We start from the raw sequence: 18,735 nt of genomic DNA, 5'->3' as shown, positions 1-18,735 counted from the left end.
GAGTGTGCATATGAACAAACAACTGACGGCGGCCGATGCGGTCGCCCAATTGCGCGATGGCATGACCATCGGCTTTGGCGGCTGGGGCCCGCGCCGCAAGCCTATGGCCATGGTGCGCGAGATCCTGCGCTCGCCGGTCAAGGACCTGACCGTGGTCGCCTATGGCGGCCCGGAAGTGGGCATGCTCTGCGCGGCCGGCAAGGTCAGGAAACTGATCTTCGGCTTCGCCACGCTCGATGCGATCCCGCTGGAACCCTACTACCGCAAGGCACGTGAAGCCGGCGAGCTGGAGTTGCTGGAACTGGACGAAGGCATGTTCCAGTGGGGGCTGCGCGCCGCCGGTATGCGCCTGCCGTTCCTGCCGACCCGCTGCGGCCTGGCCACCGATGTCACGCGGCTCAATCCCGAGCTGAAAACCATCGTCTCGCCTTACGCCGACGGTGAGGTGTTGCTGGCCATGCCGGCGCTGAACCTGGACATGGCCTTCCTGCATGTGAATCGCGCCGATCGCCTGGGCAACTGCCTGGTTACCGGCCCCGATCCGTACTTCGATCATCTGTTTGCCCGGGCGGCCGAGCGCTGCTTTGTCTCCTGCGAACACCTGGAGGAACGTCTGGAACTGAGCGCCGAGCAGGCGCGGTTCAACACCTTCGAGCGCTACCTGGTGACCGGCGTGGTCCATGCGCCGCTGGGCGCACACCCGACGTCCTGCCCATCCGACTACGGCTGGGACTTGGCTCATCTCAAGCAATACGTGGCTAGCAGTCAGGAAGAGGGCGGTTGGGCGAACTATGTCGCGACTTATGTGACGCCGGGCGAACAGGCTTACCAAGCCAGCAACGGCGGTGCCGAACGCATGGGCGCCTTGCCCCTGCCCGTGTTCTGAGGAGGATGGAAAATGTCTGCTACCTGTGATTTCACCCTCGCGGAATTGATGATTGTCGCCGCCTGCGAAGCCTGGCGCGGCAATGGCGAAGTGATCGCCTCGGGCCTGGGCGTGATCCCGCGCCTGGGTGCCAGCCTGGCCAAGCTGACCCACAGCCCGGAACTGTTGATGACCGACAGCGAAGCGTTCCTGGTCGAGGAGCCCATCCCGCTGGGACCGCGTGGCGATTATGTGCCGCGCTATTCGGGCTACATGTCCTTTGAGCGGGTGTTCGAATGCGTCTGGGGCGGGCGTCGCCACGCCATGATCGGGCCGACTCAGATCGACCGCTGGGGCCAGACCAACCTGTCGTGCGTCGGTGACTACCGCAAGCCGAAAACCGCGATCCTCGGCGTGCGCGGCCTGCCGGGCAACAGCATCAACCATCTCAATTCGTTCTTTGTGCCCAACCATAACACCCGGGTCTTTGTCAGCGGTGAAGTGGACATGGTCTCCGGCGTCGGCTTCAAGGCCGAGCGCTGGCCCGAAGGCACGCGGCGCGACCTGATGGATATCCGCCTGATCGTCACCGACCTGTGCACCCTGGATTTCGACGGACGCGACCGCGCCGCCCAGGTGCGCAGCCTGCACCCCGGTGTGAGCTTCGATGAAGTGCAGGACAAGACCGGCTTCCCGTTGCTCAAGTCGGCGCACCTGTGCGAGACCGTGCACCCCACCGCCGAGCAGTTGGCGTTGATCCGCCGGCTCGATCCCCACGATTACCGCGCGGCGGCGATCAAGGGCAATCCGCCCGGCATCCGCACCTGAGGCAAGGGGACTGACATGCACAGCAGCGACAGTGAATTCGTGGTCCGCGACGATCAGGCGGTCTATGAGACCGAAGAGCCGGTGCTCTATGGCGTGGCCGATGGTATCGCCACGCTGACGATGAACCGGCCGACCTTCAACAACGCGCAGAACTCGCAGATGACCTACGCGCTGGATGCCGCGTTTCGCCAGGCGGTCAACGATGACCAAGTCAAAGTCATCGTATTGCGCGGCAACGGCAAGCACTTCTCGGCGGGCCATGATATCGGCACGCCAGGGCGCGACATCAACAAACCCTTCGAGCGCGCCAGCCTGTGGTGGGATCACACCAACAAGCCCGGCGGCGAGCAGCTCTATGCCCGCGAGCAGGAGGTCTACCTGGGCATGTGCCGGCGCTGGCGCGAGCTGCCCAAGCCGACCATCGCCATGGTCCACGGTGCCTGTATCGCCGGTGGGCTGATGCTGGCCTGGGTCTGTGACCTGATCGTCGCCAGCGACGATGCGTTTTTCCAGGACCCGGTGGTGCGCATGGGGATTCCGGGGGTCGAATATTTTGCCCACCCCTATGAAATGAACCCACGTATCGCCAAGGAGTTCCTGTTTACCGGCGAGCGCATGGGCGCCGAGCGCGCCTACCAGTTGGGTATGGTCAACCGTGTGTTGCCGCGTGACGGGCTGGAGCAGGCCACCTATGCCCTGGCCGCCGTGATCGCCCAGCAACCGCGCATGGGCCTGGCCTTGACCAAGCAGGCGATCAATCACGTCGAGGAGCTGCAAGGCAAGCGCAGCGCCATGGATGCGGCTTTTGCCTGGCATCACTTCGCCCATGCGCACAACGAACTGCTGAGCGGCGACAAGCTGGGCGGTTTCGATGCCAAGGGCATGGTCGCGGCCAACAAGCGCGCGGCGAGTAACGGGGAGCCGTCGGCATGAGCGGCTGGCTCGATACACCGCTGACCCAGGCCCTGGGCTGCCGCTACCCGATTGTGCAAACGGCCATGGGCTGGGTGGCCGACGCCAACCTGGTGATCGCCACCACCGAGGCCGGCGGCTTCGGTTTTCTGGCCGGGGCGACCATTGCCGCCGAGGCATTGGAAGGTGAGATCCGCAAGGTCATCGACGCCACCGGCGGCAGTAACTTTGGCCTCAACTTCCATATGTTCCAGGACAATGCCGCGCAATGCGTGGACCTGGCCATCCAGTACCGCCTGCGCGCCGTCAGCTACGGACGGGGCCCGGACAAGCAGACCATCGCCCGTTTCAAGGCGGCCAAGGTGCTGTGCATTCCCACGGTCGGTGCGCTCAAACATGCGCTCAAGGCCGTCGAGCTGGGTGCGGACATGATCACCATTCAGGGCGGTGAGGGCGGCGGCCATACCGGCGGCGTGCCCAGCTCGATCCTGTTGCCCCAGGTCCTGGCGGCCGTCAACGTGCCGGTGATTGCGGCCGGCGGCTACTCCACCGGGCGCGGCCTGGCGTCGGCCCTGGCGGCGGGCGCGGCGGGGATCGCCATGGGCACGCGTTTTCTGATGACGCGCGAATCGCCGACACCTGCGGCGACCCTGGAGCGCTACCTCAAGGTCGCCGATCCGCAGCAGGTGCGCGTCACCCTGGCGGTGGACGGCATGCGCCACCGGATGATCGAAAACCCCTTTATCAATCGCCTCGAACAGGCCGGCCCGTTCGGTCGCCTACGCATTGCGCTGGCCAGCGCCTGGCACTGGAAACAGCAGACCGGCATGAGCCTGGGCCATATGGCCAGGGTGTTTGTGCAGGCCCTGCGCGAGGACCCCGGCGCGCTGTCCCAGGTGGTGATGGCCGCCAACCAACCGGTGCTGTTGCAGCGTTCGATGGTCGACGGCCAGCCTGACGAAGGCATTTTGCCCAGCGGCCAGGTCGCTGCGGCCATTGGTCAATTGCACAGCTGCCGCGAAGTGATCGAAGGCATTGCCGACGAAGCGGAGCGCTGCCTGGACGCCTTGCTGGCCCGGCGCACTACGGCCCCGGCCAACCCCGAAGCGACTCGCCCGGCGAGTCTTGGAGAACCCCTATGAATTCGGCCTTTACTTCACAGATCGATGCCGGCATCGCCGAACTGGTGATCGCCAAGCCGCCGGTCAACGCCCTCGATAGCCGCGAGTGGCAAGCCCTGGCCGAGCACCTCGATGCGCTGGGTGCGAACCCCGAGGTCCGGGTGATTGTGATCCGCGCCGAGGGCCGTGGCTTTTGTGCCGGTGTCGACATCAAGGAACTGGACGCCCATCCGGAGCGCATCGTGGCGGTCAACGCCGGCAACTACGCGACCTTCAAGGCGGTACACCGCAGCCCAGTGCCGGTGATCGTCGCCGTACACGGTTTTGTCCTGGGCGGCGGGATCGGGATTACCGGCGCCGCCGATATCGTGGTCGCCTCCGAGTGCGCGACCTTTGCCCTGCCGGAAGTCGACCGTGGCGCCATGGGCGGCGGCGCCCACCTGCAACGCCTGTTCCCGGTACAGAAGGTGCGCTACCTGTTCTTTACCGGCGCCACCATCGGTGCGCCCGAAGCCATGCAGTATGGCTTTATCGAACGCCTGGTCAGCAAAGCGCAATTGCGCGAGACGGCTTTGGAAATAGCCGCGCGCATTGCCGAGAAAAGCCCGCAGATGATCCGCATCGCCAAGGAAGCCCTCAACGGTATCGAGGACGGCAACCTGGAAGACAAATATCGCTGGGAGCAGGGGTTCACCCTGCAGGCCTACAGCAGTCCTGACTCGGCGGAAACCCGCCGGGCCTTCGTCGAAAAACGCGACGCCAAGTTCTGAGGGAACGCCATGGAACTTACCTATACCGCCAAACAGCAAGCCTTTCGCGCCGAGGTCCGGGCCTGGCTGGCCGAGCATCTGCCGCGCGAGCCCCTGGCCAGTTATGACACCCGCGAAGGCTTCGAACAGCACCGGGCCTGGGAGGCGAAGCTGTTCGACAGTCGCCTGTCGATGGTCATGTGGCCGGCCGATCTGGGAGGGCGCGGTTGCGACCTGATCGAGTGGCTGATTTTCGAAGAGGAATACTACGGCGCCGGCGCGCCAATGCGCGTCAACCAAAATGGCCAGCTGTTGCTGGGCTCGACCCTGATGGAGTTCGGCACCCAGGCGCAGAAGCAGCGCTTTCTGCCGCCCATGGCCGCCAGCGCGGAGATGTGGGCCCAGGGCTGGTCGGAACCCAATGCCGGTTCCGACATGGCCGCGATCACCAGCAAGGCTTTGCTCGACGGTGACCACTATGTACTCAACGGCCAGAAAACCTGGTCGACTCGGGCGATCTTCGCCGACTGGCTGTTTGGCCTGTTTCGCAGTGAGCCCGGTTCCAGCCGTCACCACGGCCTGTCGTTCCTGATGGTGCCACTGGACGCGCCGGGCGTGAGCATTCGCCCGATCAAGGCGTTGAACGGCAAGGACGCCTTTGCCGAAGTGTTCTTCGACGATGTGCGGGTGCCGGTGGCCAACCGGATCGGCGCCCAGGGCGAGGGCTGGCATGTGGCAATGGCCACGGCTGGTTTCGAACGCGGCCTGTTGCTGCGCTCGCCGGCACGCTTCCAGCACACCGCCCGCAAGTTGGTGGAGCTGTACAAGGCCCACCGTGACAGCGCGGACCGCGATCCGGGGTTGCGTGAGGCGGTAATGGAGGCCTGGATGGGCGCCGAAGCCTATGCGCTGTCGGCCTATCACACGGTCGGCCGGCTGAGCCGGGGCGAGGCGATTGGCGCCGAGTCGAGTATCAATAAGATTGTCTGGTCGGAACTGGACCTGAAGATGCACGAGACCGCCATGCGCATTCTCGGCGCTCGCGGCGAATTGCTGGCCAAGGCCCCGGCGGCCGGGGATGCGGCCGGCTGGCTGGAGGGCTTCCTGTTTGCCCAGTCCGGGCCGATCTACGCCGGCACCAACGAGATCCAGCGCAATATCATCGCCGAGCGGATGCTCGGTTTGCCGAAGTAAGGAGCGGGCCATGGACTTCACTTTTACCGATGACCAGCTCGCGTTTCGCGAGGCCATCAGCCGTTTTCTGATGACCGAAGCCGCGCCGGAAATGCTCCGGGAAATCTGGGAAACCGATGTCGGGCGCTCGCCCGACCTGCGCAACAAAATCGCCGCTCAGGGCCTCACCGCGTTGTCGGTGCCCGAAGCGCTTGGCGGCCTGGGCATGGACGATGTGGCCTGGGCGCTGATGACCCAGGAACTGGGCTACTACGCGATCCCCGATTCCCTGGCCGACACCGCCTATGTTGCGGCCGGCCTGCTCAGTGCCCTGGGCGACGGCCATCCGGCCCGTGAGCGCCTGCTGCCACGGATTGCCGATGGCAGCCTGCGCCTGGCCATCGGGCACCCGGTCAATCTGTTGGTCAGCGATGCCCAGTTGGCCGAAGTGCTGATTCTGTTGGACGGCGATCAAGTGCATGCGGTGAGTCGGGCTGAGGTCGATGTCGAGGCCAATCCGAGCATCGATGCCTCGCGCCGCCTGGGCCGGGTCAGTTGGACCCCGAGCGCAGCCACTTGCCTGGCCTCGGGCGAGGAGGGTCGGGCACTGGGTGCGCAACTGCTCGACCGTGGCGCGCTGTCGGTGGCCGGGCAATTGCTCGGGCTGGCCCAGCGCATGCTCGACCTGTCAGTGGACTATGTGGCCCAGCGCAAACAGTTCGGCAAGCCGATCGGCAGCTTCCAGGCGGTCAAGCACCACCTGGCCGATGTCGCCCGGCAGATCGAAATGGCCAAGCCGGTGCTGTACCGCGCAGCCCACGGCCTGGCCCACGGCGAAGCCGCTGCCAGCCTGTGGGTGTCCCAGGCGCGCCTGGCCTGCTGCGAAGCCAGCTGGCTGGCGGCGCGCAAGGGGATCCAGGTGCATGGCGCCATGGGCTACACCTGGGAAGTCGACCTGCAAATGTTTATGAAGCGCGCCTGGAGCCTGGATGCGTCCTGGGGGGATCGCGGTTTCCACAAGTCCCGTGTCGCCGAGTACCTGTTCGGCGATCAGGCCCGGCTGGGCCCGGGCCACACCTTCGAGGAGTAAACCATGGCCCAGGCCTATATCGTTGATGCCCTGCGCAGCCCTACGGGCAAGCGCAAGGGCGCACTGTCGGAGATTCACGCCATCGACCTGGGCGCCCACGTGCTCAAGGCGCTGGTGGCGCGCAACACCATCCCGGCCGAAGACTATGACGACGTGATTTTCGGCTGCGTCGACACCATCGGTTCCCAGGCCGGCGATATCGCCCGCACCAGTTGGCTGGCCGCCGGCCTGCCACTGAACGTGCCGGGCACCACGGTCGACCGCCAGTGTGGTTCGTCGCAGCAGGCCGTGCATTTTGCCGCCCAGGCGGTGATGAGCGGCATGCAGGACGTGGTCGCGGTCGGGGGTGTGCAGACCATGACTCAGATCCCGATTGCCTCGGCCATGCTCGCTGGGCAGCCCCTGGGCTTCCCCGACCCGTTCTCCGGCAGCCGGGGCTGGCAAGCGCGTTTTGGCAACCAGCCGGTGAACCAGTTCTATGCCGCCCAGCGCATCGCCGACCATTGGCAGATCAGCCGCGCGCAGATGGAAGTCTTTGCCCTGGAGAGCCATCGCCGCGCGTTGGCGGCCATCGACAGCGGGCGTTTTGTCCGCGAGATCGTCGCCTGTGAAGGGCTGAGCGTGGATGAAACGCCGCGCCTGAGCAGCCTGGAAAAAATGGCCAGCCTGGAGCCGGTCGACCCGCGGTATCCGTCGATTACCGCCGCGGTGTCGAGTTCGACCTGCGACGCCTCGGCGGCCTTGCTGGTGGTCTCCGAAGCCGCGCTCAAGCGCTATGACCTGACGCCGCGGGCGCGTATCCATCATCTGACGGTGCTGGGCGACGACCCGATCTGGCACCTCACGGCGCCGATTGCCGCGACCCGCCGCGCCCTGGAAAAGGCCGGCCTGCGCATGGCCGATATCGACCGGGTGGAAATCAACGAAGCCTTCGCGTCGGTGGTGATGGCCTGGGCCAAGGAGCTGGACTACGACCCGGCGCGTACCAACGTCAATGGCGGGGCGATTGCCCTGGGCCATCCACTGGGTGCTACCGGCGTGCGGTTGATGACCACGCTGCTCAATGAGCTGGAAGTCAGTGGCGGGCGCTATGGCCTGCAAACCATGTGCGAAGGCGGCGGGCAGGCCAACGTCAGCATTATCGAACGCCTGTAGGCAGGCGTTTTCCCTTTAACGCCGGGCCCATCCGTGTGGCTCGGCACGTTCAGGAGTGACCCCCATGGCTATTTGTAACGGCCGTACCGTGATTATCACCGGTGCCGGCGGCGGGCTCGGCCGTGCCTATGCGCTGGCTTTCGCCGCCGAAGGCGCGAATGTGCTGATCAATGATATTCGCGGTGATGCCGCCGAAGACGTGGCCGGCGAGATTCGCGCCAGCGGCGGCCAGGCCATTGCCAACAGCGATGACATCACCACGCTTGCGACCGCCCAGCGCATTGTCGACGCCGCCCTGGCCGCCTTTGGCGAAGTGCATGTGCTGGTCAATAACGCCGGGGTGCTGTGCGACCGGATGTTTATCAGCCTGACCGAAGACGATTGGGACAAGGTGATGCGCGTGCATCTCAAGGGCCATTACTGCCTGGCCAATATCCTCGGCCGCCGCTGGCGCGACCTGGCCAAGGCCGGTACGCCGGTGGACGGGCGGATTATCAACACCAGCTCCGGGGCCGGCTTGCAGGGCTCCATCGGCCAGTCCAACTATTCGGCGGCCAAGGGCGGCATTGCCGCCTTGACCCTGGTGCAGGCTGCCGAACTGGCCCGCTATAGCGTGACCGCCAATGCCCTGGCCCCGGCGGCGCGCACCTCCATGACCGAAAGCGCCATGCCCGATGTGGTGAAGAAACCCGAGGACGACAGCTTCGACGCCTGGGCGCCGGAAAACGTTGCGCCGCTGGTGGTGTGGCTGGGCAGCAGCCAATCGGCCCATGTCACCGGGCAGGTGATCGAAAGCCAGGGTGGACGGCTCTCCCTAGGGGACGGCTGGCGGACCGGTGTTACCCGCGACAAGGGCGCCTTGTGGCGCGTGGACGAAATTGGCGCGGCGCTCGATGCGCTGGTGGCGCAAGCGCCTGCGGCGCAGAAAGTCTGGGGCAGCTAACACACCGATCGCCCTGGCGGCCGTGCCAAACGCCTGGGAAACCTATCCAGGCGTTTACGCGCCGACAACCGGGACAGGGCGGGCGTGTGCTAGCGGTGAGTGGCGCCGGGCCGGTTGCCGGCCAGCAGGGCGTCGACCACAGTGCGAGCCATTTCTACCGTGTGAATGATCGAGCCGATCAGCCCCGGCTCGATCCCGCTGCCTTGCTCGGTCACGGCATCGCCGACTTCCTCGGCGCATTTGAGCAGCAGGGCCAGGTGTACCAGCGCGTGTTCGGCCGGGATCCCGGCTTTGACGGCAAACAACGAATGGTCACCGACCGAGGTGGCCACGGTGGCGTTCAAGGGGGCAAAGACAGGACGTTCGGGCTGGTTGGCCAGAGCCTCGCGGATGCGTTGGCTGGCGAGTTTCAGCGCCAGTAACTGGCGGGGCGTACAGGGTGGGTCGGGGACGATTTTCTTCATGGTCAAGCTCCAATGTTCAAGTGGAGCTGCCGGCAATCGCGACTAAACGAAGGGGAGGCAGCCGTACGCAGGTTAGTCGACCGGAACATTGGGAACCCGGCGCACCCGAAGGTGCCCTGCGCACAGCCACCATAAACACAGACGAAAACGACTGAGCTAGAAAGTGGCGCATACGCCCAATGTGTCATGCCGGGCGACTAAACCCGATCACTGTTTGCAGTGACGAGTCGAAGCCTAGCCATGCGCGCTATTGGGCACAAGCCGCCGGAAGTTTCTAGGAAATTTCGCTCGATGAAAAGCGCTAAAGCGGCCTCTCGATTTCCGGTCGCCGCTGCCCTGCGCCGGCGCCTCTCGGGTGGACGCCGGTGAAGCGCTGCTCGGGCCACCCCGTCCGTTTTGACGATGTGCCCGCCAGGGCGGGGCCGTATACCTGACAGCGTATTGATTTCTTCCGAGGTGATCGCTGTGAAACAAGCTCCCCCGTATGTGCCGGGCCATCAACTGCTGGCCGGAAAATCCGTGTTGATTACCGCCGCTGCCGGCGCCGGTATCGGCTACTCCGCCGCCCGGCGCAGCGCCGAAGAGGGCTGCCGGGCCCTGATGATTTCCGATGTCCACCCGCGGCGCCTGGAAGAGGCGGTTGAGCGGCTCAAGGCCGAGACCGGTTTGCAGGCTGTCTATGGCCAGCTGTGCAATGTCACCGTCGAAAGCGAGGTCCAGACCCTGGTCGCGGCCGCCGAGGAAGTGCTCGGCGGCGTCGATGTGTTGATCAACAACGCTGGCCTGGGCGGGCAGAAGTCGGTGGTGCAGATGAGCGACGAGGAGTGGTTGCGGGTTATCGATGTGACCCTGACCGGCACCTTCCGCATGACCCGCGCGCTGTTGCCGCACATGCAAAAGCGCGGCGCCGGGGCCATCGTCAACAACGCTTCGGTGCTCGGCTGGCGGGCGCAGAAAGAGCAGGCGCACTACGCCGCGGCCAAGGCCGGGGTCATGGCGTTCACCCGGTGCGCCGCCCTGGAGGCCGCCGAGTTCGGCGTACGGATCAATGCTGTGGCGCCGTCCATTGCCCTGCATGACTTTCTCAAGAAAGCCTCCAGCGAAGCACTGCTGGCCCAGCTCGCCAGTCGCGAGGCCTTTGGCCGGGCGGCCGAGGTCTGGGAAGTGGCCAATGTGATGATGTTCCTGGCCAGCGACTACGCCTCCTATATGGTTGGCGAAGTGCTCTCCGTCAGCTCGCAACAGGCCTGAGGTGGCGTTCATGACCCATATTTTCAGCAGTGCCCAGCAACTGCTCGAGGCCCAGGGCAAGGACCTGGGCTGCACCGATTGGCTGACCATCGACCAGGCGCGCATCGACCTGTTTGCCGAGGCCACCGGCGATCACCAGTGGATCCACGTCGACCCGGTGCGCGCTGCCAGCGGCCCGTTTGGCGCTTGCATTGCCCACGGCTACCTGACCCAGGCGCTGGCCAACCTGTTTATGCCGCAGTTGATGCGCCTGGAAAACATGGCCATGGGCGTCAACTACGGCAGTGACCGTGTGCGCTTCCCGGGTGTGGTGCGGGTCGGCGCGCGGGTGCGCGGGCGCGGCGATGTGCTGCGCGCCGAACGCCTGGGCGACGCCGTGCAGATGGTGGTGCGCATCACCGTGGAAATCGAGGGCGAAGACCGCCCGGGCTGCGTGGTCGACACCATCAGCCGCTACACCTTCAACCCTATTGCCGAGTGAACCTGTCCATGGATCAGAATGAAGTTGTGATTGTCGCCACCGCCCGTACCGCGCTGGCCAAGTCGTTTCGCGGGTCGTTCAACGACACCGAGGCGCCGGTACTGGGCGGGCATGTGGTGCGCGCTGTACTCGAGCGCGCCGGTATCGAAGCCGACGCCGTGGAAGATGTGATCATGGGCGCCGCCGTGCAGCAGGGTACCCAGGCCTACAATATCGGCCGGCTGTGCGCCTACACCGGCGGCCTGCCGGACAGCGTGCCGGGCATGGCCCTGGACCGCATGTGCGCATCGGGCCTGATGACCATTGGCGTGGCGGCCAAGACTATCCTGGCCGGTGAAATGAGCATCGCCATTGCCGGCGGTGTCGAGTCGCTATCGCTGACCCAGACCAAGCACAAGAACACCTACCGGGCGCAGTCCGAGGCGGTGTTGCAGGTGATGCCGAGCGCCTATATCCCGATGGTCGAGACCGCCGAGATTGTCTCGCGCCGCTATGGCATCAGCCGCGCCGCCCAGGACGAGTACTCCCTGCAGAGCCAGTTGCGCACTGCGGCCGCCCAGCGCGCCGGGTTGTTTGCCGAGGAGATTGTCGAGCTGAGCGTGAACAAGCTGTGCTTCGACAAGGACGGCCAGCCCAGCGGCCATGAGCGTGTGCTGGTCAACCGCGACGAGTGCAACCGCCCCAACACCACCCTGGAGGATTTGGCGGGCCTCAAGCCGGTGTGGAAGGACGGCAAATGGATCGAGCAGGGCGAGTTCATCACCGCCGGTAACGCTTCACAGTTTTCCGATGGCGCATCGGCCAGCCTGTTGATGAGCCGCGCCGAAGCCCGGCGCCGGGGCTTGACCCCGCTGGGCATCTATCGCGGGATCGCGGTGGCGGGCTGCGCGCCGGAAGAAATGGGCATCGGCCCGGTGGTGGCGGTGCCCAAGCTGCTCAAGCGCTTTGGTCTGAGCGTGGCGGATATTGACCTGTGGGAAATCAACGAGGCCTTCGCCTGCCAGGTGCTGCACTGCCGCGAGGCCCTGGGCATTGCCCCGGAGCGCTTGAACGTCAATGGCGGGGCCATCGCCATTGGCCACCCTTTCGGCATGTCCGGGGCGCGGATGGTCGGGCATGCCTTGCTCGAAGGTCGGCGTCGCGGCGCCCGTTATGTGGTCGTGGCCATGTGCATTGGTGGCGGCATGGGCGCGGCCGGATTGTTCGAACTGGCCTGAAGCCCACGTACGCCGCCGCTGTAGGCCTGGTCAGAGGGCGGCGAGCGCTCTGACTAGGCCGTTTGGACGATGTAGGCGGACCGGGGTGGTCTGATGATCCTTGAAACAAAATCAAGAGGATCGCCCCCCGTGAAGCCAGTCCCGTGCCTGTTTTTCCCGTGCTGGAGCCTGCTATGCGCCAGCTGATCGGATACGCCATGAGCGCCCTTATCCTGGCCGCCGTCGCCTTGGCGTTTGCCCCGCGGACCCCGACGCCCCTGGCGCCCACTCAGCTGCATGCCGACCGGGTGCAGATCAACGATCTGCGCGCCAACGGCGAGCAACTGGTCGCGGTCGGTGAGCGCGGCACCATCCTGCTGAGCCGCGACAACGGCTTGTCCTGGCAGAGCGCCCAGGTGCCCGATACGCGTGAAGCCACGCTGACCGGCGTGATTGCCTTGAGCCCGGCGGTGCTGCTCGCGGTCGGCCATGACGGCTGGATCCTGCGGTCGGTGGACAGTGGGCGCACCTGGCAGGAGCAGCACTACGACGCCAGCCTCGGCGAGCCGCTGCTGGGCGTGTGGAGCAACGATGGCGAACACGTGGTTGCCTATGGCAGCTACGGCAAGTTTCTAGAGTCCAGTGATGGCGGCGAGCATTGGACGCCGCGGGAAATGCCTGGCGAGGGCGCCCACTTCAATGGCATGGACGGTGGTCGCGATGGTCGGCAGATGCTGGTCGGCGAGCAGGGCCTGGTCCTGCGTTCGGACAACGGCGGCCAGGACTGGCAGGCCCTCGAACCCTTCTATAACGGCTCGCTGTTTGGCGTGGTGCGCCTGTCGGCCGAGCGCTGGCTGGCCTATGGCATGCGCGGGCAGGTGTTTCGCACCGACGATTTTGGCGACAGCTGGAGCCGCGTCGAGATCGGCAGCCAGCAGCCCCTCTACGGCCATGCCTTGCTGCCCGAGCGCAACGGGCTGGTGCTGGTCGGCGCGGGTGGCAGTCTGATTCGCCTGGATGGCGACGGGGCGCTGCTCGACAGCTCGCGGCGGGCCGGGCTGGGCACGCTGACCTCGGCCACGGTGCTCAATGCCCGCCACCTGTTGGTGGCCGGTGAACGTGGGGTTTTCCAGGGCGCCGACAGCAGTCTCGCCGCCGTCGCACAGTGAGAAAAGACATGACTCAGACAACTGGCTGGATGGAACGCTGCGTACAGGCCTGCGCGGACCGCTTGATGCAACACCGGCGTGCGCTGCTGGCGCTGTTCGCCCTGATCACCCTGGGCCTGGGCTATAGCGCGACCCAGGTGCGGCTCGATCCGGGCTTCAACAAGCAGATCCCGGTGCGCCATGAATACATGCTCAATTTTCTCGATTTCAGCCGGGTGTTTACCGGCGCCAATCGGCTGTTGGTCAATGTGCACTGGAAAGGCGAGGGCGATATCTACAACCCCGAGTTTCTCCAGGTGTTGCAACAGGTCACCGACGATGTGTTTTTTATCTCCGGTGTCAGCCGACCCAGCGTGACCTCGTTGTTTACGCCGAATGTGCGTTACATCGAGATCACCGAAGAAGGCTATGTCGGCGACCTGGTGGTGCCGCCGCAATACGCCGGCACCCCGGAGGATCTGCAGAAGGTGCGCAGCAATGCCGCGCGGGCCGGTCAGGTCGGACGGCTGCTGGCCAATGATCAGCGTTCGGCACTGGTGCGTGCCGACTTGCAGGACAGTGACCCGAAAACCGGCCAGCCGGTGTCCTATGTGGAGATCGCCAAGCGCCTGGAAGAGATCCGCGCCAAGTACAACAGCCCGACCATCGAGATCAATGTGGTGGGCTTCGCCAAGCTGGTGGGCGATGTGGTCGAAGGGCTGAACACGGTGATGCTGTTCTTCGTCATGGCTTTTCTGATTACCGCCGGCCTGCTCTGGCTGTATTCACGCTCGTTGAAACTGACCCTGGTGGCGCTGGCCGTGGCCTTGCTGCCGGTGATCTGGTTGCTGGGCCTGCTGCCGCTGCTGGGCCTGGGCATCGACCCGATGTCGATCCTGGTGCCGTTCCTGATCTTCTCCATCGGCGTGTCCCATGCGGTGCAGATGACCAATGCCTGGAAGCAGGATGTGCTGGCCGGCAGCGATTCGGTGAGCGCGGCGCGGGCGGCGTTCTGCAAGATCTTTATTCCCGGTTCCCTGGCGCTGCTGATGAACGCCCTGGGGTTCGCGGTGATCATGCTGATCGATATTCCCATCGTCCATGAACTGGGTGTCACGGCGTGCATCGGGGTGATGTTGATGATCATCACCAACAAGATGCTGCTGCCGTTGATCATTGCCCATCTGCGCCTCGAAGCTTCGGCCCGTGCCAGCGAGACGGATGCCCAGGCCGCGCGGCACCCTGTGTGGTGGCGCCTGTCGGCCCTGGCCGAACCGCGCCCGGCCCTGGCGGTGTTTGCCGTGAGCCTGTTGCTGCTCGGTTTCGGTGTGGTCAAGGCCCGCCAGCTGGAGGTTGGCGATATCGGCGCCGGAGCGCCGGAGCTGCGCGCCGATTCGCGCTACAACCAGGATAACCAGGCGATTATCGGCAGCTACTCGATTGGCCTGGATGTGCTGGCGGTGTTTCTCCAGACCCAGGGCCTGGACGAGGCCTGCCTGAACCCCGTGGTGATGCGCGCGGTGGAGTCGTTCGATTTCCAGATGCGCAATGTCGCCGGGGTGCAGTCGGTGCAGAGCGTGGCCGGGATGGGCAAGGAAATGATTGCCGGCAATAACGAGGGCAACCCGCGTTGGTCGGCGATTCCCGGTTCGTCCCGGGGTTTGCAGCAGGGCTCGATGGCCTATTCGGCCGACTCCGGGCTGGTGACCGATGGCTGCAAGCGCATGCAGATTCTGGTGTTTCTCAACGACCACGAAGGCGCCACGGTGTTTCATGCGGTCAACGAGGCCAAGCGCATCATTGCCGGGATCCACGCACCGGGTGTCGAGTTCAAGCTGGCGGGGGGCAATATCGGCGTGATGGCGGCCTCCAACGAGGCGGTCAAGCGCGCCGAAGTGGTGATGCTCGCGGCGCTGTTCTGTTCGGTGGCGCTGTTCTGCCTGCTGACCTTTCGCTCGATCCGCGCCGTGCTGTGCATCCTGGTGCCCTTGGGGATTGTGGCGATTCTGTGCAACGCGCTGATGGCCATGCTCGGCATCGGCCTCAAGGTCGCGACCCTGCCGGTAATGGCCCTGGGCGTGGGCGTGGGGGTGGACTACGGGATCTACCTGTACGAGCGCATCGAGCATGAAATGGCCGACGGCCAGAACCTGCGCAATGCCTTTTACCGGGCCATGTGCCAACGCGGCACGGCGGCGGTGTTTACCGCCCTGACCATGTCCATTGGGGTGGGCACCTGGGCTTTTGCCCCGCTCAAGTTCCAGGCCGATATGGGCATCCTTCTGGCCTTTATGTTCCTGGTCAATGTGTTCGGCGCGATTTTTCTGCTGCCGGCCCTCGCGGCGTGGTTCAACCAGGGCTGGCCGCTGGTAAGGTCACGGCGCGCGCCATCCGCCCCGGCGTCCATGGCCTCGGCCGGGACACTGGCCGGGCGCTGACGCGCAGGTTGCCCATAACAATAAAAAGGCGGGCAGGGCCACTGCGTTCTGCCGCGCCCAAGGGGAATGTCTATGCAAACCACCGTGCCTAACGTGCAGGTCCTGGCGGACATGGGGCTGGATCTGGCCGAGTATGAGCAGATCATCGGCAATATGTACGACGCGGCCCTGGATACCCGCTGCATGGGCGAGTCGCTGCGCCAGATCCGCCGCCTGTTCAAGGCCAAGTTTGCGACCCTGATCCTGCGGGTCGTAGACGAGCCTTACCTGTCACCGATGATGGTGGCGGGCGATGTGGAGTTCGAGGACGGCATCAACTATTACGCCTACCACTGCAAGTCCACGCCGTTCCACAACCTGCCCACCGATGTGGTGTTTACCATCGAAGACTTGATGAGCGAGGCCGAGTGGCTCAGCTCTTCGTTTTATCTGTTGTATTGCGAGCCCTACGACAGCTGCCAGGTGCTGGGTGCCGACATCGTCATGCCTGATGGCGGCAAGGTGCGGTTTCGGATCAACCGCTCGCGCAACGATGCGCGCTTCACCGCCACCGAGCGGGCGATGTGCGCCATGTTATTGCCCCATCTGCGCCGGGCCTTGCATATGCATTCGTTGCTTGATCGCAGCGAGTCCCTGGGCAGCCTGTATTCCCAGACCATCAGCCGGCTGGCCGTGGCCGCGATTGTGCTCGACGAAAACGGCCATGTGCTGCAGCTCAACCCCGTGGCTCGGGAAATTCTCGACAGCAATGATGGCCTGAAAGTGGTGGGCGGGCGCCTGGAAGCGACCTATCCCAGTGATAACCGCGAGCTGCAGCGCCTGGTGCGCCATGCGTTCGCCCGGCCGCAACAGGGCGAGGAAGCGCTGACCGGGGCCCAGGCGATGTCGATTTCCCGGCCTTCGGGGCAAGTCAGCCTGGGGGTGGTGGTGGAGCCGGTTCCGTCCCATGAACTGGTGGAGGGCAAGGGCCAGCCCACGGCGGTGGTGTATGTGCGCGATGCGGTGGGCAAGTCGCTGGTCAGCAACGGCGTCACGGCCCAGTTGTACAACCTGACTCCGGCCGAAACCGCGCTGGCCCTGGAGCTGGCCAATGGTTTGTCCCTGGAAGAAGCCTCGGAGGAATTGAACATCCGCCGCAACACGGCGCGGGCGCATTTGCGTTCGATTTTTTCCAAGACCGGGGTGCGGCGCCAGACCGAACTGGTGCGGATCATGCTCAACAGCGTGGTGGCACTGGGTGAGCCGGGGGCGGTGCAACTGCTGCCCGGGGCGCTGGCGCCAGCGTTGCGCGGCCAGGGTGGGCGAGGGCGGGCCTGACGGGCGCGGTTGGTAAAAATGCGTTAGTCCGTGCGGACGATGCTCCCCCCGGCAGGCCCTGTCGATACTGGGCCACCGCCATCGAAAACCTAGGAGAACAACAAGATGACTGGCAGTAATCTGGCCCTGCGCCGCTTTGTGCGGCGCCCTGTAAATGACCTGCATACCTTTGGGTTGGCCCTGATGCTGGGGTGCAGCGTGATCGGCAACGCCAGCGCGGCGCCGGAAGATGTGGCCCGCCTGGGGGCGGACCTGACCTGCCTGGGCGCCGAGCAGAAGGGCAATGCCGACGGCACCATCCCAGCGTTCAGCGGCAAGTGGCTGGGCGTACCGCCGGGCGTGGATTTCAAGGGCACCGGTAATCATCCGGTGGATGCCTACCCGGATGAAAAGCCGCTGTTCGTGATTACCGCGGCCAACCTGGCGCAGTACAGCGATCACTTGTCCGACGGCCAGAAGGCGCTGTTCAAGCTGTATCCGGCGACCTACAAGATGCCGGTTTTCGAGTCCCATCGCGACTTCCGCTTCCCCGACAAGGTCTGCCAGGCCACCCGGGAAAACGCTGGTATCGCCAAGTTGGTCGACGACGGTGAAGGCGTGGTCGGCAAGACCGGCGGTACACCGTTCCCGGTGCCGCGCAATGGCCTGGAGCTGTTGAAGAACGCCTCGACCTTTACCCTGCGCGCCTGGACCGAGGAGTACACCTCCGACAACGCCTATGTGCTCAAGGATGGCAATATCAACTGGGGCCGCGTGCATTCGCGCAACCTGGCGCCGGGGCTGGAGCCGGGCAAGATCGGCGAAACGACCGGCAACTCCTCGTTCTACCTCAATGAAACCCTGTTGCCCCAGCGTGACAAGGGCGAGGTCAATACCGGCACCGAGTTCTGGAATGACAAGACCGAACCACGCCAGAGCTGGCGCTACGACCCGGGCACCCGCCGCGTGCGGCAGTCGCCGGGTTATGGCTTTGACATGGCGTTCCCGGGTTCCGGCGGTTCGATCACCGTGGACGAGGTGCGGATCTTCAACGGTTCGGGCCAGCGCTATGACTGGAAAATCGTCGGCAAGCGCGAGCTGTATATCCCCTACAACACCTACCGCCTGCACTCGGCCAACCTCAAGTACGCCGATCTGCTGACCCCGGGGCATATCAACCCCGATGCCATGCGCTACGAGCGTCACCGCGTCTGGGAGCTGGAAGGCACCCTCAAGCCCGGTTATCGCCACCTGTATGGCAAACGCAAGATGTACATCGACGAAGACACCTGGTTCCCGATCATGGCGGACAACTACGACAACCGTGGCGAGCTGTGGCGCACCTCGATGGTCAACTACTTCTACGCCTATGAGAGCCAGGGCCCGCAAGCCGGGGTCGGCCTGTACTACGACCTCAACGCCGGGAGCTACCTGGCGTTCAACCTGATCAACGAACAGCGCAATGGCTACTCGCTGAACAAGGGCGGCTTCAGCCCGCGCGACTTCGGCCCCGAGGCGGCTCGGCGAGTCGGGCAGTAAGGGCGGCTGGCGGAGCGAGCCTGCTCGCCCCGCCAGCGAGCTGCGCAGGCCGGTCTGTTTTTTGCGCACTTGTGGCCTCTAGTCCG

General features: G+C 64.9%; 17 protein-coding genes. 16 read left to right on the top strand and 1 reads right to left on the bottom strand.

What is annotated here, in order from left to right; translation table 11 throughout:
• The first annotated feature begins 10 nt into the window (after positions 1-10).
• The 9 genes from NPS46_RS07255 (at position 11) to NPS46_RS07215 (ending at position 8,836) form a co-directional block, all read left to right on the top strand.
• A complete protein-coding gene (locus NPS46_RS07255; protein WP_274105752.1) occupies positions 11-886 on the top strand; it encodes a CoA transferase subunit A in 876 nt (291 codons plus the stop codon).
• Positions 887-898: 12 nt separating this feature from the next.
• Positions 899-1,693 (top strand): CoA-transferase subunit beta, encoded by a 795-nt coding sequence (locus tag NPS46_RS07250; protein ID WP_274105751.1) that lies wholly within the window; start codon positions 899-901, stop codon positions 1,691-1,693.
• Positions 1,694-1,708: 15 nt separating this feature from the next.
• Entirely contained in the window at positions 1,709-2,626 is a 918-nt protein-coding gene (locus tag NPS46_RS07245) for an enoyl-CoA hydratase (RefSeq protein WP_274105750.1), read from the top strand.
• Positions 2,623-3,747: an NAD(P)H-dependent flavin oxidoreductase gene (locus NPS46_RS07240; RefSeq protein WP_274105749.1), complete on the top strand. Its 1,125-nt coding sequence runs from the start codon at positions 2,623-2,625 to the stop codon at positions 3,745-3,747. Before NPS46_RS07245 ends, NPS46_RS07240 begins: the two co-directional genes overlap by 4 nt.
• Positions 3,744-4,496: an enoyl-CoA hydratase family protein gene (locus NPS46_RS07235; protein WP_274105748.1), complete on the top strand. Its 753-nt coding sequence runs from the start codon at positions 3,744-3,746 to the stop codon at positions 4,494-4,496. The genes NPS46_RS07240 and NPS46_RS07235 overlap by 4 nt, the downstream gene beginning before the upstream one ends.
• A gap of 9 nt (positions 4,497-4,505) precedes the next feature.
• Positions 4,506-5,669 carry an acyl-CoA dehydrogenase family protein gene (locus NPS46_RS07230; protein WP_274105747.1) on the top strand — a complete coding sequence of 388 codons (1,164 nt, stop codon included), beginning with the start codon at positions 4,506-4,508 and terminating at the stop codon, positions 5,667-5,669.
• Between the two features lie 10 nt (positions 5,670-5,679).
• Complete coding sequence (locus NPS46_RS07225) at positions 5,680-6,738, top strand: acyl-CoA dehydrogenase family protein (protein WP_274105746.1); 1,059 nt, start codon at positions 5,680-5,682, stop codon at positions 6,736-6,738.
• Positions 6,739-6,741: 3 nt separating this feature from the next.
• Positions 6,742-7,893, top strand: coding sequence for an acetyl-CoA C-acetyltransferase (locus NPS46_RS07220; RefSeq protein ID WP_274105745.1), 1,152 nt, complete (start codon positions 6,742-6,744; stop codon positions 7,891-7,893).
• Between the two features lie 64 nt (positions 7,894-7,957).
• Positions 7,958-8,836, top strand: coding sequence for an SDR family oxidoreductase (locus tag NPS46_RS07215; protein ID WP_274105744.1), 879 nt, complete (start codon positions 7,958-7,960; stop codon positions 8,834-8,836).
• A gap of 89 nt (positions 8,837-8,925) precedes the next feature.
• On the opposite strand, the gene NPS46_RS07210 is transcribed toward NPS46_RS07215, so the two are convergent.
• Positions 8,926-9,300, bottom strand: coding sequence for a DUF3077 domain-containing protein (locus NPS46_RS07210; RefSeq protein ID WP_274105743.1), 375 nt, complete (start codon positions 9,298-9,300; stop codon positions 8,926-8,928).
• Positions 9,301-9,765: 465 nt separating this feature from the next.
• Between NPS46_RS07210 and NPS46_RS07205 the strand changes: the two genes are divergently transcribed.
• From NPS46_RS07205 to NPS46_RS07175, 7 genes are all read left to right on the top strand, one after another.
• Positions 9,766-10,551 (top strand): SDR family oxidoreductase, encoded by a 786-nt coding sequence (locus tag NPS46_RS07205; RefSeq protein WP_274105742.1) that lies wholly within the window; start codon positions 9,766-9,768, stop codon positions 10,549-10,551.
• A gap of 10 nt (positions 10,552-10,561) precedes the next feature.
• Positions 10,562-11,032 carry a MaoC family dehydratase gene (locus tag NPS46_RS07200; protein WP_274105741.1) on the top strand — a complete coding sequence of 157 codons (471 nt, stop codon included), beginning with the start codon at positions 10,562-10,564 and terminating at the stop codon, positions 11,030-11,032.
• Positions 11,033-11,040: 8 nt separating this feature from the next.
• The gene (locus tag NPS46_RS07195; protein WP_274105740.1) at positions 11,041-12,249 is read left to right on the top strand and encodes an acetyl-CoA C-acyltransferase; all 1,209 of its coding nucleotides are present in this window, start codon (positions 11,041-11,043) and stop codon (positions 12,247-12,249) included.
• Positions 12,250-12,422: 173 nt separating this feature from the next.
• Positions 12,423-13,397, top strand: a complete 975-nt coding sequence (locus NPS46_RS07190; RefSeq protein ID WP_274105739.1) for a WD40/YVTN/BNR-like repeat-containing protein — start codon at positions 12,423-12,425, stop codon at positions 13,395-13,397.
• A gap of 8 nt (positions 13,398-13,405) precedes the next feature.
• The gene (locus NPS46_RS07185) at positions 13,406-15,814 is read left to right on the top strand and encodes an efflux RND transporter permease subunit (RefSeq protein ID WP_425312705.1); all 2,409 of its coding nucleotides are present in this window, start codon (positions 13,406-13,408) and stop codon (positions 15,812-15,814) included.
• A gap of 72 nt (positions 15,815-15,886) precedes the next feature.
• Positions 15,887-17,131 carry a LuxR C-terminal-related transcriptional regulator gene (locus NPS46_RS07180; protein WP_274105738.1) on the top strand — a complete coding sequence of 415 codons (1,245 nt, stop codon included), beginning with the start codon at positions 15,887-15,889 and terminating at the stop codon, positions 17,129-17,131.
• A 183-nt stretch (positions 17,132-17,314) separates the two neighbouring features.
• Positions 17,315-18,649: a DUF1329 domain-containing protein gene (locus NPS46_RS07175; RefSeq protein ID WP_274106035.1), complete on the top strand. Its 1,335-nt coding sequence runs from the start codon at positions 17,315-17,317 to the stop codon at positions 18,647-18,649.
• Positions 18,650-18,735 lie beyond the last annotated feature (86 nt).

It is taken from the genome of Pseudomonas putida (genome assembly GCF_028682395.1).
GTDB classification, from domain to species: Bacteria; Pseudomonadota; Gammaproteobacteria; order Pseudomonadales; family Pseudomonadaceae; genus Aquipseudomonas; species Aquipseudomonas putida_AB.
This window is presented reverse-complemented; position numbering and strand designations above follow the sequence as displayed.

Excerpts from the sequence above, each read along its gene's own strand:
- NPS46_RS07255 (WP_274105752.1), top strand. The coding sequence starts at position 11 with ATGAACAAACAACTGACGGCGGCCGATGCGGTCGCCCAATTGCGCGAT.
- NPS46_RS07250 (WP_274105751.1), top strand. The coding sequence starts at position 899 with ATGTCTGCTACCTGTGATTTCACCCTCGCGGAATTGATGATTGTCGCC.
- NPS46_RS07245 (WP_274105750.1), top strand. The coding sequence starts at position 1,709 with ATGCACAGCAGCGACAGTGAATTCGTGGTCCGCGACGATCAGGCGGTC.
- NPS46_RS07240 (WP_274105749.1), top strand. The coding sequence starts at position 2,623 with ATGAGCGGCTGGCTCGATACACCGCTGACCCAGGCCCTGGGCTGCCGC.
- NPS46_RS07235 (WP_274105748.1), top strand. The coding sequence starts at position 3,744 with ATGAATTCGGCCTTTACTTCACAGATCGATGCCGGCATCGCCGAACTG.
- NPS46_RS07230 (WP_274105747.1), top strand. The coding sequence starts at position 4,506 with ATGGAACTTACCTATACCGCCAAACAGCAAGCCTTTCGCGCCGAGGTC.
- NPS46_RS07225 (WP_274105746.1), top strand. The coding sequence starts at position 5,680 with ATGGACTTCACTTTTACCGATGACCAGCTCGCGTTTCGCGAGGCCATC.
- NPS46_RS07220 (WP_274105745.1), top strand. The coding sequence starts at position 6,742 with ATGGCCCAGGCCTATATCGTTGATGCCCTGCGCAGCCCTACGGGCAAG.
- NPS46_RS07215 (WP_274105744.1), top strand. The coding sequence starts at position 7,958 with ATGGCTATTTGTAACGGCCGTACCGTGATTATCACCGGTGCCGGCGGC.
- NPS46_RS07210 (WP_274105743.1), bottom strand. The coding sequence starts at position 9,300 with ATGAAGAAAATCGTCCCCGACCCACCCTGTACGCCCCGCCAGTTACTG.
- NPS46_RS07200 (WP_274105741.1), top strand. The coding sequence starts at position 10,562 with ATGACCCATATTTTCAGCAGTGCCCAGCAACTGCTCGAGGCCCAGGGC.
- NPS46_RS07195 (WP_274105740.1), top strand. The coding sequence starts at position 11,041 with ATGGATCAGAATGAAGTTGTGATTGTCGCCACCGCCCGTACCGCGCTG.
- NPS46_RS07190 (WP_274105739.1), top strand. The coding sequence starts at position 12,423 with ATGCGCCAGCTGATCGGATACGCCATGAGCGCCCTTATCCTGGCCGCC.
- NPS46_RS07185 (WP_425312705.1), top strand. The coding sequence starts at position 13,406 with ATGACTCAGACAACTGGCTGGATGGAACGCTGCGTACAGGCCTGCGCG.
- NPS46_RS07180 (WP_274105738.1), top strand. The coding sequence starts at position 15,887 with ATGCAAACCACCGTGCCTAACGTGCAGGTCCTGGCGGACATGGGGCTG.
- NPS46_RS07175 (WP_274106035.1), top strand. The coding sequence starts at position 17,315 with ATGCTGGGGTGCAGCGTGATCGGCAACGCCAGCGCGGCGCCGGAAGAT.